The organism is Arthrobacter sp. StoSoilB5 (assembly GCF_019977235.1).
GTDB lineage: Bacteria > Actinomycetota > Actinomycetes > Actinomycetales > Micrococcaceae > Arthrobacter.
In genome coordinates this window covers 3642699-3655146 of sequence record NZ_AP024646.1, presented here as the reverse complement: position 1 = coordinate 3655146, position 12448 = coordinate 3642699, and the positions used below count along the sequence as shown (strand labels likewise).

At 61.5% G+C, this 12448-nt stretch carries 12 protein-coding genes, 1 other RNA gene and 1 riboswitch; of the genes, 7 read left to right on the top strand and 6 right to left on the bottom strand.

Annotation, left to right across the window (positions count from 1 at the left end):
• The first annotated feature begins 21 nt into the window (after positions 1-21).
• The 5 genes from ftsE (at position 22) to ssrA (ending at position 4289) form a co-directional block, all read left to right on the top strand.
• Positions 22-786: a cell division ATP-binding protein FtsE gene (gene ftsE, locus LDN75_RS16530; RefSeq protein ID WP_223933555.1), complete on the top strand. Its 765-nt coding sequence runs from the start codon at positions 22-24 to the stop codon at positions 784-786.
• Entirely contained in the window at positions 783-1697 is a 915-nt protein-coding gene (gene ftsX, locus LDN75_RS16525) for a permease-like cell division protein FtsX (RefSeq protein WP_223933554.1), read from the top strand. Before ftsE ends, ftsX begins: the two co-directional genes overlap by 4 nt.
• Positions 1698-1752: 55 nt before the next feature.
• Positions 1753-3165, top strand: coding sequence for a M23 family metallopeptidase (locus LDN75_RS16520; RefSeq protein WP_223937612.1), 1413 nt, complete (start codon positions 1753-1755; stop codon positions 3163-3165).
• A gap of 152 nt (positions 3166-3317) precedes the next feature.
• Positions 3318-3788: an SsrA-binding protein SmpB gene (gene smpB / locus LDN75_RS16515; protein ID WP_026540087.1), complete on the top strand. Its 471-nt coding sequence runs from the start codon at positions 3318-3320 to the stop codon at positions 3786-3788.
• A 132-nt stretch (positions 3789-3920) separates the two neighbouring features.
• Positions 3921-4289, top strand: a transfer-messenger RNA (tmRNA) gene (gene ssrA / locus LDN75_RS16510).
• Positions 4290-4310: 21 nt separating this feature from the next.
• Here ssrA and LDN75_RS16505 read toward each other — a convergent pair.
• Positions 4311-4877 carry a transposase gene (locus LDN75_RS16505; protein WP_223933552.1) on the bottom strand — a complete coding sequence of 189 codons (567 nt, stop codon included), beginning with the start codon at positions 4875-4877 and terminating at the stop codon, positions 4311-4313.
• Positions 4878-5242: 365 nt separating this feature from the next.
• Here LDN75_RS16505 and LDN75_RS16500 point away from each other — a divergent pair, with 365 nt between their 5' ends.
• Positions 5243-6250 carry a trypsin-like peptidase domain-containing protein gene (locus LDN75_RS16500; RefSeq protein ID WP_223933551.1) on the top strand — a complete coding sequence of 336 codons (1008 nt, stop codon included), beginning with the start codon at positions 5243-5245 and terminating at the stop codon, positions 6248-6250.
• Positions 6251-6304: 54 nt separating this feature from the next.
• Here LDN75_RS16500 and LDN75_RS16495 read toward each other — a convergent pair whose 3' ends face one another.
• Complete coding sequence (locus LDN75_RS16495; protein WP_223933550.1) at positions 6305-6679, bottom strand: hypothetical protein; 375 nt, start codon at positions 6677-6679, stop codon at positions 6305-6307.
• A gap of 114 nt (positions 6680-6793) precedes the next feature.
• On the opposite strand from LDN75_RS16495, the gene LDN75_RS16490 reads away from it, so the two are divergent.
• Positions 6794-8248 carry an MFS transporter gene (locus LDN75_RS16490; RefSeq protein WP_223933548.1) on the top strand — a complete coding sequence of 485 codons (1455 nt, stop codon included), beginning with the start codon at positions 6794-6796 and terminating at the stop codon, positions 8246-8248.
• Positions 8249-8266: 18 nt separating this feature from the next.
• Here LDN75_RS16490 and LDN75_RS16485 read toward each other — a convergent pair whose 3' ends face one another.
• The 4 genes from LDN75_RS16485 to hisN form a co-directional block, all read right to left on the bottom strand.
• Positions 8267-8980: a metal-dependent transcriptional regulator gene (locus LDN75_RS16485; protein ID WP_223933546.1), complete on the bottom strand. Its 714-nt coding sequence runs from the start codon at positions 8978-8980 to the stop codon at positions 8267-8269.
• Between the two features lie 9 nt (positions 8981-8989).
• The gene (locus LDN75_RS16480) at positions 8990-9796 is read right to left on the bottom strand and encodes a class I SAM-dependent methyltransferase (RefSeq protein WP_223937611.1); all 807 of its coding nucleotides are present in this window, start codon (positions 9794-9796) and stop codon (positions 8990-8992) included.
• Between the two features lie 88 nt (positions 9797-9884).
• Positions 9885-11291 carry an aminotransferase class V-fold PLP-dependent enzyme gene (locus tag LDN75_RS16475; protein WP_223933544.1) on the bottom strand — a complete coding sequence of 469 codons (1407 nt, stop codon included), beginning with the start codon at positions 11289-11291 and terminating at the stop codon, positions 9885-9887.
• A gap of 31 nt (positions 11292-11322) precedes the next feature.
• Positions 11323-11436: riboswitch (SAM riboswitch) on the bottom strand.
• Between the two features lie 182 nt (positions 11437-11618).
• Positions 11619-12431: a histidinol-phosphatase gene (hisN, locus tag LDN75_RS16470; protein WP_223933543.1), complete on the bottom strand. Its 813-nt coding sequence runs from the start codon at positions 12429-12431 to the stop codon at positions 11619-11621.
• Between the last annotated feature and the right edge of the window lie 17 nt (positions 12432-12448).

The following is a 12448-nucleotide window of genomic DNA, read 5'->3' as shown; positions in this document are numbered from 1 at the left end:
CCGGCGGGGTTCTAAAGGGCCATGATCAGATTTGAGAATGTCACCAAGGTCTACGAGCAGAATGCCCGACCGGCGCTCGATTCTGTCAGCCTTGAGATCAACCGCGGTGAATTCACCTTCCTTGTGGGCGCCTCGGGCTCAGGAAAGTCCACGTTCCTGAGATTGATCCTGAAGGAAGACAAAGCATCCTCAGGTTCGGTTTACGTAGCCGGCCAGAACGTGGCCAACATTTCGAGCTGGCGAGTGCCCAAGCTGCGAAGGGGTATCGGCGTCGTCTTCCAGGATTTCCGCCTGCTCCCGCAGAAGAATGTCTTCGCGAACGTGGCATTTGCCATGCAGGTCATCGGCAAGAGCCGCTCCATCATTCGGGAGACAGTTCCTGAAGTATTGAAGACCGTGGGTCTTGAGGGCAAGGAACGGCGGATGCCCCACGAACTCTCAGGTGGCGAGCAGCAGCGCGTGGCCATTGCCCGTGCGGTGGTAAACCGCCCAGGTATCCTCCTCGCGGACGAGCCCACCGGAAACCTTGACCCCATTACCTCGATGGGAATCATGGGGGTCCTGGACAAGATCAACCAGAACGGCACCACTGTAGTCATGGCTACCCACGACGACGACATCGTTAACGAAATGCGCCGCCGTGTGGTGGAACTCAAGAATGGCAAGGTCATCCGAGACGAAGCTAAGGCCCTGTACACGTCCATGATCCCGGTTGTGGGTGAATCCCGCCGGCTCCGGGATGCCAGTGGCGAAGAAATCAACCGCGCGCAGGGGGCACAGCTGTGAGGCTCCTTTTCATCCTCGGGGAAATCGGCAGCGGTTTGCGCCGCAACCTGTCCATGGTGATCTCGGTCGTATTGGTGACCTTTGTTTCCCTGACGTTCGTTGGCGCAGCGGGTATGCTGCAGATGCAAATCAACCAGATGAAGGGCTACTGGTACGACAAAGTCCAGGTTGCCGTATTCCTTTGCAACGACGGCTCGACGGCGGTTGGTTGCGCCTCGGGGCCAGCCACCAAGGAACAGCAGGACAACCTGCAGGCCATGTTGGAGTCTCCCGCCGTCAAGCAATACATCAACGACTTCCAGTTTGAATCCCAGGCCGAGGCCTACAAACACTTCAAAGAGCAGTTCTCCAATTCACCCATTGTTGATTCTGTGTCCGAGGACCAGTTGCCGGCCTCGTTCCGCATCAACATGAAGAACCCTGAGAAGTACCAGATCATCAGCGAAACATTTTCCTCGCAGCCGGGCGTTGAGACGGTGAGTGACCAACGCCAGGTCTTGGAGCGCATCTTCTCTTGGATGAATGGCGCTTCTGTGGCCGCGATGGGTGTGGCCGCGGTGATGATCTTCTGTGCGGTGCTTCTAATCACCACCACGATCCGGCTCTCCGCCTTCAGCCGGCGCCGGGAAACGGGCATCATGCGCCTGGTGGGCGCCTCGAAGACAGTCATCCAGTTGCCGTTTATCCTGGAGGGCGTGATCGCCGCCGTCGTCGGGGCCGTGTTGGCATCCGTGACGCTGTGGCTCATGGCACACTTCTGGCTCAACGGTGACCTCTCCAGGCAGTTCCTTAACACTCCCTTCATCTCATCGACGCAGGTCCTGGTGATCGCGCCGGTGCTGATTGCGCTCGGCGGTGGCTTGGCCGGGATATCCTCCTTGTTGACCCTCCGGCGCTACTTGAAGGTTTAGTGATGACGGACGTATGGCGACGAACGACTGTGCTGACAAGCGAAAAGGACTCATGATGACCACGTTGGACCGGAACTCCCTGCGCTGGCGCCTTGCGTCCGGCCAAGCCAGGATTCTTGGTGGCGTGCTCGCTCTGGGCCTCGCTGTGAGCCTCCTGTCGGGTGCCCCCGCTGCCCACGCGGACAGCCTGGACGACCAGCAAGCTGCGCTCGAGGCTGAGTCGGCCCGCGTCCAGGCGTCCTTGGAGTTTGTGGACTCGAAGATCGCCAAGGCGGCGGGCGATCTCGTCATCTACCAAGGACGCCTCCCCGGCGCCCAGCAGGCACTTCTGGAAGCACAGGGCCGAGTGGCCAGTGCCGTCAAGGAGGTCGAGGCTTTGGCTGCCAGGGTGGAGCTTGCCCAGCAGAACAAAGCCAAAATTACTGAGCAGCTTGAGAGCGACAAGCAGAAGATCACCGATACGAAGAAGCTGATCGGACAGATCGCCTCACAGGCCTATAAGTCGGGGGGCGTTCCCACCAACATCGCCCTGCTCTTCGGATCCAACGAGTCCGGCAGCCTGACAGAATCCATGGACCTTGCTGATCAGGCCATGCGCAGCCAGAACGCTGCAATGACCAAGCTAACCCAGCAGAACGCTACCAACGTGAACTCCCAGGCACGATTGGCCGCAGTCGAGGCTGAGATCCAGGACCTGAAGGCCAAGGCTGACGCCGCGCTTGAGCGGGAGAAGGCAGCACGCGACGAGGCTGCGAGTAAGAAAGCCGAAGTCGACAAGCTCATCGAGGACACTACCCGCCTGAATGGACAACTGCAGGCGGCAAAGCCGGGCATCGAAGCCGATCTGGCCCGCGTGAAAGCGGAACAGGACTCTGTCGCGGCCGAAATCGTCGAGAGGGACCGCAAGCTGAGGGAGGCGTGGGAAGCCGAACAGCGTCGGCTCGCGGCGGAAGCTGCTGCCGCTGCGGCTGCCGCTGCGGCAGCGCAAGGAAGACCGGCACCTCCTGAGCAGCCGTATGTTCCCCCGGTGGGTTCGCCCTCCGCCTTTGGTTTGCGGCACCCGTTCGCCAGCTATGTACCCATCACGTCAGGATTCGGCTGGCGGGCAACCCCGCCCGGCACCATCGATTTCTACGGTACGGGCGGTTACATGCACACTGGCATCGACTTCGGCGCGGCCTGTGGTACGCCGGTCTATGCTGCAGCGGCTGGTACCGTCTTCAACTCTGGTTGGAACTCGGCCGACGGCGGTGGATGGCGCGTGAAGCTGTCCCACGGCGTGGTGCAGGGCAACTCCCTGACAACGATCTACTACCACAACAGCAGCATTGTGGTGGCCAATGGCCAGCAAGTTTCGCAGGGGCAACTTATTGCGTACTCGGGTAGCACAGGTAACTCGACGGGGTGCCATGCACACTTCGAGACCTGGCTGAACGGTGCGGCAGTGGATCCCATGACCCTCCTCTAGGGGCCGGTCCGGTGCCTTCTTCAGGGAACAGGCGTCAGGGAACAGGCGTCAGGGAACAGGCGTCAGGGGACGGGCTTCAGAAGCTCAGAAACCAGGGCCGGCGGGCTCTGGCGTACACTAGTTGAAATCCGCATCTAACAAGGAGTTCTACCGTGCCCAAGGAAAGTGGCCGTAAGGTAGTGGCCACCAATCGGAAGGCCCGGCACAACTACCATGTCCTGGATACCTACGAGGCCGGCATTGCGCTAATGGGTACCGAAGTGAAATCCCTCCGTGAAGGCCACGCCTCCATGGTGGACGGCTTCTGTACCTTCTACAATGACGAACTGTGGATGGAGGGTATCCATATCCCTGAGTACCATCAGGGGAGCTGGACCAACCATGCCGCGCGCCGCCGTCGGAAGCTTTTGCTCCACCGCGAAGAACTGGACAAGATCTCGCAAAAGATCCGCGAATCCGGCTTCACGGTGGTGCCGTTGCAGCTTTACTTCCTGGACGGTAGGGCAAAGGTTGAAATTGCCATAGCACGCGGTAAAAAGGACTACGACAAGCGCCAAACGCTGCGTGAGCAGCAGGACAAACGCGAATCGTTGCGCGAACTGCGGGAACGCAACCGCCGGTAGGCGTTGGACGCCAACGCGCCCCGCCAAAGCTTGTGTCGTGGGAATGATCTTCGGGGCGCATGCGTTATGATGGATAGTCCGGTAGGGATTTGATCACTTGATGAATGCCTTGCCGGTTTGGTAACAAAATACGGGGATGATCGGTTTCGACGATGTTAGTCGCGACAGGTGAAGCGGGCCGAGGATGCAGAATTATCTCGTAAACGCTGTCTGCAAACCAATAAGTGCCGAATCTAAGCGCACTGACTTCGCTCTCGCTGCCTAAGCAGTAAGACAGTCCGTCAGCCCGGGGTTGCTATCGCCCCGGTTCCTGGCGTCATTTAGATAGCCACTGCTGTTTGCCTTCGTCATTGAGGTAAACGGGACTCTTAGATGACTGGGCCCGGATCAGCCACCTGTTTGCAGGATGGCTGGGGCCGAGAAAATCCGACGCAAACTGCGCCCGGAGAAGCCCTGACAAAACGACATCGGACGGGGGTTCAATTCCCCCCATCTCCACCGTGTGATGTAGCGGGACATCCTTTACGGATGTGTCGGGACATCATTGACACCCCCGGTCTTCGGACCGGGGGTGTTTTGTTTTTTCTGGTAGCCGCGGTCTGGGTTGATTGTGAACTCCGCGAGGACTTCGCCGGTTCCGTGTTCGATGGTCAGGACGTGTTCTTCGTGGCCGAGCAGGATCACTCGTTTGTGCTTGTGGAGTCGACCGATGCCCAGGTGGCGGAGGCGTCCGGCGTAGCGGAGTGAGACTTTCCCGTCGGCATCGACCCGGTCGGTGCGGGTCCGCCAGTGGTCGCCTTGGATGGCGAGCTTCGGGGCGGCTTTGGGGGCGGCGTTGTAGGTGGTTGCCGGTGTGCGCCGGTTCAGGGCACGGTGCGGGCGTTCGTGGTTGTAGATCTGCTTGAACTTCGCGAGCTGGTGGTTCAGGTCCTCGAGGGTGTGGGCGCGAGGCTGCCCGGCAAGCCATTTTTTCAGGGTCTGGTGGAATCGCTCGATTTTGCCTTGGGTTTGGGGATGGCCTGGGTGGCCGTTCTTCTGCGTGATGCCGCCCTCAAGGACGGCCAGGACGATGACCTTGTTCTTCGACATGGCCCAGCCCATCAGGGCATGTGTCGTCTATGTCCCGCGACATGCCGGCAGTGTCGACGATGTCCCGCCACAGGCACTGTCAAGGATGTCCCGCCACATGTGTAAATGATGTCCTGAAATCACACACCCCCATCTCCACCGGAAAGCCCTCGGATCCTTGTGATCCGGGGGCTTCTTCTTTGCCCGAACAGGATGCTCGGGGCCGTTCACCCACGGCGTAGGGGAACGAGGACTAGCGGGCATGTCCCGGCCGTTGTACAGGGTAGGCACTGAACGTACTGGATCCAGTCGCTAATCATGGATTGGAGCCGGACAGGACGTGCATGGCCGCCGGCAAACGGCGCCACGGCAGCAGGAGGCATGGGATGAGTACCGAGCCAGAGTTTGACATTCCGGACGTCGGCCCGGAGCAAGAATCGGATGCGCGCGAGGATGGCGACGCCTTGGATGCGTACTCCCAGATCGTCATTCGCGTCGCGGACTCCGTCACGCCCCACGTCGCCGCGATCGAGATGACAAGTGCGCGCCGGAACGGTCAACTGCGTGTGGGCAGCGGATCGGCTGTGGTTTTCACTGGTGACGGGTACATGCTGACCAATGCCCACGTCGTGGCAGGCATCCAGTCCGGAAGGGCAGTGTTCGCGAACGGCAAGCAGACGGACGTGGAACTCGTGGGTGCTGACCCATTGTCTGACCTTGCCGTCGTTCGTGGTCTCAAGCCCACTCCGCCACCCGCCATCCTGGGTAACGCCGATTCGTTGCGGGTTGGCCAGCTGGTGATCGCGGTGGGCAATCCCTTGGGCCTGGCCGGATCAGTGACTGCAGGGGTGGTCAGCGGCTTGGGACGATCCATTCCCGTCAGGGCAGGTGAGCACAGGCGTGTTATTGAGGACGTCATCCAGACCGACGCTGCCCTCAACCCGGGCAACTCCGGTGGCGCCCTGGCCGACACCCGGGGCCGCATCGTGGGCATCAACACGGCCGTGGCTGGATTGGGCCTTGGACTCGCCGTACCTATTAATAGGACCACCCAGCGGATCATCGCCTCCCTGCTCAGGGATGGGAGGGTGCGCCGCGCCTACCTGGGTTTGGTGAGTACGCCTATTCCGCTGGATGCCAGTGCGGTGGTGCGGACTGGCCAAAAAGAGGGGCTGCGTGTGGTGGAAGTCATTGCCGGCTCGCCCGCGGAATCATCCGGGCTCCAGCCAGGGGACCTGGTGCTTCGCGCCCAGGGCAGGGCTGTGTCCAGTGCAGAGAGCCTGCAGAAGCTGCTGTTTGCCGAGGCCATAGGCGAACCTTTCCCGCTGACCGTGCTTCGTGATGGCAAAACGTTGCAGCTGATAGCGGTTCCTTCGGAGATGAGCCAGCAGTGATGAGCCAGCAATAAAGAGAAAGGCAACAGTGAGGCGGGCAGCAGCCGGACCAGCCTAGGCTCGCTCCTCGCGCACGTCGACCACGCCGATGAAGCGGCTGCCAACACCTTCATATTCGCTGCGTACGTCGCCCAAGAACAGTTCCGGCAATTCACTGTTCTTGTGGTGTCCGCAAAAGACGAAGGAGAAGTCGGGCCACCACTTCTTGGGCCGTACCGCCTCTGAATACCCGCACACGGCGCATGTAAGGTGGACCCAGACAGGCCGTTTGCCCGTTCGGTTGGCACGTGACTGGACCAACCAGGCCGGTGGATTGTCCTGGAGATCGCGAAGCTCGGCTTCTGACAGCCGTGACGGAATGCCGTGGCGCTGGGCCATTTCCATGGAGATATCAAGGGCCAATGCTGCGTCACGTCTGCTAATCACCATTCAACGATACGGGACATCGCGGCGGAGGAATGCCAGGGCTGCCTATGACGAATGGCCGGAGGGGCGGACTTGCTCCATAGTCTCTCCGGACCAAGCCCACCTGAAGCGTAGGCTGTGCACATGACGGATGCTTCCGCCCTGCCGCCCCGGACACCGCTTCAAAAACGGGTGCTCGTGGTTGCAATTGTGGCTTCTTTTATTGCCATCCTGGATGGTTTCGTGGTGAACCTGGCACTCCCGGCCATCGGGCGCGAGCTCGGCGGTGGCTTGGTCATCCAGCAATGGGTGGTGGATGCGTATCTATTGACCCTCGGGGCCCTGATTCTGGTAGCCGGTTCATTGTCCGACCACTTTGGCCGGGCACGGATCCTCGAATGGGGGCTGGCGGGCTTTGCCCTGACGTCAGTGATGTGCGGCCTGGCTTGGAACGGGGAGGTCCTTGTGGTGTCCCGCGCACTTCAGGGTATTGCGGGGGCCCTCCTTGTGCCCAGTTCGTTGGCCATGATCATTACGTCCTTCTCCGGGCCATCCCAGTCCAAAGCGATTGGCCAGTGGTCCGGCTGGACGAGTGCTGCCGCCATCGTTGGGCCGCTGATTGGCGGGGTCTCGGTGGACATGTTGTCCTGGCGCGTTATCTTCTTCATCAACGTTATTCCGGCCATTGCAATTTGGCCTCTGCTCGCGGGCCTTCGGGCCTCCGACGCGGCCAGGGACAAGAGCAAGGGAATCGACTACCTCGGTGCGGTCCTTGCCATGATCGGTCTGGGTGGTCCTGTCTACGCCTTTATTGAACAGGGCCGGATGGGTTGGTCGAGTGTGCAGGTCTGGATGCCACTCGTGGTCGCTGTCGTGGCCATGGCGTTGTTCGTTGTCCACGAAGCGAGGACCAAGCAACCGATGTTGCCGTTAAGGCTGTTTGCCATTCGCAACTTTGGCTGGGGCAACCTGGCGACGCTCGCGATTTACGGTGGGATATCGCTTGGATTCTTCGTCCTGGGAATCTACCTCCAGCAGGTGGGAGGCATGGGGGCTACCATCGCGGGAATTGCACTGCTTCCAGCGACCGTCATCCTGATGCTGACGGCGTCCTACTTCGGTGGGTTGGCCGGAAAGTATGGTCCGCGATGGTTCATGACTGTGGGGCCGCTGTTGTGCGGTGTTGGTTTTCTCATGTCCCTATCCGTCCAGGAGCCACTGAACTACTGGACCCAGGTGTTGCCGGGCCAGATAGTCTTTGGTGTGGGACTCACCACCCTCGTCGCGCCACTCACTGCTGCGATTCTGGGCGCGGTACCGCAGGAAGAGGCCGGAATCGGTTCGGCCGTCAATAACGCTGTGGCCCGTATCGCCGGCCTCATCTGTATTGCTTTTGCCGGCCTGATCGTCGGTCCGGTGTTCTCACGGCAAGGTTTGTACAACGCCTTGATAGTCACGGCGGTACTGTTCGTTGTCGGGGCGGTGGCGTCCGCCGTCGGGATCCGTAACCCCGCTCCGGAAGCCGCAGTTGCCGCTGGGAGCGAACCGGATGCAGCGTCCGACGACGGCGGGTCGGCCAGCCAGCGTACGTAGCCTGGGCAGCGCATCGGGTCATCGTGCGGGAAGTACGCAACCTTCGTGGACTTCGGCGCTCTGGACCCAAAGTGCCGAGGTAACTTCGTCGGCAAGATCAAACTCGCGGCGCTGTGGACCGCTGCCAATCCGAACAACGAGGGCTCCGCCGAAAGGTTTGCGGCCCACAACTTCCACCGGAGCGTCCAAGGTGATCTCTTCCGACGCGAGGTAGCGGAGGAGATCGGGGTTTTCATCGCTGATCCGGGTGATGCGGCCTGAGTGGCCCTCGTCCAACTCGATCATGCGGTAGGCGTGCGGCAACTCCACCGATCCGTCTGCCGAGGGAATGGGGTCGCCATGGGGATCCCGGAGGGGATGGCCAAGCTTGGCGGCCATGCGCTCGATGAAGGTATCGGACACAGCGTGTTCCAACATCTCAGCTTCGTCGTGGACTTCATCCCAGCTGTAACCGAGTTCGTCCACGAGGTAAGTCTCAATGAGGCGGTGGCGCCGGACCATGGACAGTGCCAGGCGCATGCCCTCCGGAGTCAGCCTGATAGCACTGTAAGGCTGGTGATCCACCAAGCCCTGGTCCTTGAGTTTGCGGACCATTTCAGACACCGAGGAATTGGCAACGCCAAGCCGCTGGGCAAGCTGGGAGGACGTAATTGGTTTGTCCTGCCACTCCGTGTAGGAGTAGATGACCTTGACGTAGTCCTCGATCGAGGAGGAGGGCGTACTGGTCTTCACACACCAAGCCTACCGTGGCAGGGCGCCCTGGATCTTGCGGGCCCGCCAAGTCTGCGTCACGTACGGCAGTTCCAGGAGCTGGCCGGGGGCGTGGCCCAGATGATCGTAGAGGTACCATTCCAGGTTGCCCATGACCTTCGCCCGGGTGGCCTCGTTGGCGCGGAGGTAGTAGCTGCGCGATTTGGTGAGCTCCATGATGTCCTCCGGCGACACAGCGTCCAGCCAACTGGTGAGATGGCTCTCCACATCCGTGAATTCCGGTCCGATAACTGGCCGGAAGCCGGGCTTGTGCACATCTCCGGCGTGCATGATGCGCGATAGCCGGTGGACCCAGGGCACAGAAGTGTCCAGTTGGTTCCATACGAGGCCAAGAACTCCGTGGGGGCGAAGGATTCGGGCGATTTCCGTGCTGGCCTTGAGCGGGTCACACCAGTGCCAGGCCTGGGCAACGCTGACGACGTCGAATGCTGAGTCCGTCAGCCCTGTTGCCTCGGCCGTTCCCTCCAACGCCTTGACGTCAGGATAGGACTTTTGCAGTTGCTCCAGCATGTCCAAGGAAGGATCGACGGCGGCCACCTCAAGTCCGCGTTCCACCAAGAGGGCAGTGAATTTTCCCGTTCCCGCTCCGAGATCCGCGGCGGACTTCGCTCCCAGAGGAAGAAGCCAGTCCACTGAATCTGCGGGATAGCCGGGCCGAACGCGATCGTAGTGTTCCCCGCCGTCCTGAAAGCTCAGGCCCAGCTCGCGGCGGCGGGTGGCATGCAGCTTGGGTCCACCGGGGCTACCCGTGCCTCCGGAAAGACCTCGGGAATGCATGGCCACGCAACAACTCCTTTACCGCAAACGCCTGGGATACCCTACGAATTTACCGTAAGGACCATGCTGACGATCCGGCTCAGGCCGCTTAGTCAATAGTGCAGGGCGCGGCACCTGCGGTGCCGGGCGTATTCGGTGCCCATTCCGGGTAGCTGCGGTGGTCATTGGCCGGTACCCAGCGGCCCTCGTCCACCACGTAGTCCCAGCCGAGCCCGGTGCGCTTGAGTTCCTCGATACCCGCCAGCAGCCGTGTGGCATCCTCCAAGCGGGAGCCCACGCCGAAGCTGGCCCGCAGCGAGCCCGAAGGGAGTCCGAGCCGCTTGAGCAGGGGGTGCGCGCAGAAGCGGCCGTCACGAAGCCCTACACCGTGTTCTGCGGCGAGGTAAGCCGCGACCAATCCGGCGTCGAATCCTTCCACCGAGAAGTTGACCACGCCGATGGTGTCCTCGGAGTCGCTGAAGATCCGGTGGACGGTAACGCCGTCGATTGCCTCAAGTCCCTGTACCAGGTACGAGCGGATGGCCGCTTCATGAGCATGCCAGGCCTCTTGGTCCAGCCCGGCGAGCACCTGCGTAGCGCGCGCCAATGTTGCCGCGCCCAGGACGTTGGGGGAGCCGCCCTCGTGACGTGCGGGACCGGAAGCCCAACTGACCGAGTCGAGGCGGGCTTCACGAACAGCGCCGCCGCCGGCAAGGTGGGGAGTGCCGGCGTCAAGCCAGTCAGGGCGCCCTACAACAACGCCGGCGCCGAACGGAGCGTAGAGCTTATGCCCGGAGAATACGATGTAGTCGACGTCTGATTCGGTGATGTTGATGCGGCGGTGAGGGGCAAGCTGGGCTGCGTCCACCACAATCCGTGCACCGTATTCGTGCGCCAGGGCGGCTAGTTCGGCGATCGGCAGGATTTCGCCCGTCACGTTCGAAGCCCCGGTAACTGCCAGCAAGGACACGCCGCCTTGACTGAGTTCCTCGCGGAGCTTTGCCACGGTAGCGGTCAGTGTAGAAGCAGCTACGACGCTGCGGTGCGGAACGCCCTGCCAAGGCAGGAGGTTGGCATGGTGCTCGATGTCCAGGTAGAGGACCTCGCCGGTCGGCTTTCCGTCGAGTTGCGGAAGGCAGCCTGCCAACAGGTTGAGTGAATCCGTGGTGTTCCGGGTGAAGATGACGGAATCGTCGGGGCGGCCGCCAATGAACTCACGCACGATGTCGCGGGAGTTCTCGTAGACGGACGTGCTGATCTGGGAAGCGTAGCCCGCACCGCGGTGGACACTCGCGTAGTAGGGGAGGATCTCATTGAGATACGCAGAAACGATGGTCAGGGCCGGAGCCGACGCTCCGTAATCGAGGTTGGCGTAGCGGACGTGGCCACCCTGGATCAGGGGAGCTTGCAGCTCCGCGCCCGTGACAGCGGCCAGGGGCCTGCCTGCAGCGGCTTCCTGCGCTGCTCCGACCGCAAAGGACGGCAGGACGGTGGAGTTGAACGTAGCAGTGCTCATGGGACCTCACTCAAGAAGGACCCCCACAGGGGATCCGCGCTTGCCGTATCCCTTCCGGACCGGCCAGGTCGTCACCCGGGGCACCCCACCGCGAATGGAGGGTTGCCGGCCAGCAAACCGGGGTTTAGCGCTGGCACTCGTGACCTGTAAAGAGGTTAGGGCAAGCCTCCGGCCTGTTCCAAAGTCGCTTCGCTTTGTTAAGCGGATTGTTACGAAGCGTGCCGAAACAGCCCTTTGGGCGAAGAAAAAACGGCGGATGCCCCGTAAAGGAGGCATCCGCCGTCGAAAATTCTATCCACAGCCAGATGTCTTGCTCGTATCGCTGGATCAGAGGAGGTCATCCAAGGCGGGGTTTAGCCGTTTGAGGACCTCTGAATGCAGGATGGAGTTGGTGGCCAAGGCGTTGCCCCCGAAGGGGCCATCCTCGCCTTCCAACGAGGTGAAACGGCCGCCGGCTTCCGTGACGATGGGTACAAGCGCGGCCATGTCGTAAAGGTTCAATTCCGGCTCGCAGGCGATATCCACGGCCCCCTCGGCCACCAAGCAATAGGACCAGAAGTCGCCGTAGGCACGCGTGCGCCAGATGTCTTCCGTCAGACCTAGGAATTCGTCGAGATTGCCGCGTTCCTTCCAACCGGAAAGGCTGGAATATGACATCGAAGCATCGGCCAGGCGCGAAACGTTGGACACCTTGAGCCGGGTGGCCGAGGCCAGGGAGCGCCCCATATAGGCGCCCATGTCCTTTGCCGCCCACCAACGTTTGCCGAGTGCGGGAGCACTGACAACTCCAACCACCGGCTCGCCTTCGTCCACGAGTGCGATCAGGGTGGCCCACACTGGAACGCCACGCACGAAGTTCTTGGTGCCGTCGATGGGGTCGATGATCCAGCGCCGGGAGCCGTGGCCGCTGCTGCCGAACTCCTCGCCGAGGACAGCGTCCCGGGGGCGCGAGCGCGACAGCTGGCCCCGGATTGCTTCTTCCGCAGCCTTGTCGGCATCAGTAACGGGAGTGAGGTCAGGCTTGGTCTCGACCCGCAGATCCAGTGCCTTGAAGCGGTCCATGGTTTGGGCGTCCACGGAATCCGCCAGCACGTGGGCCAGTCGCAGATCATCGTTGTAGCTGGATACGGGTTGGGTCATGCCACCAAACTATCGTG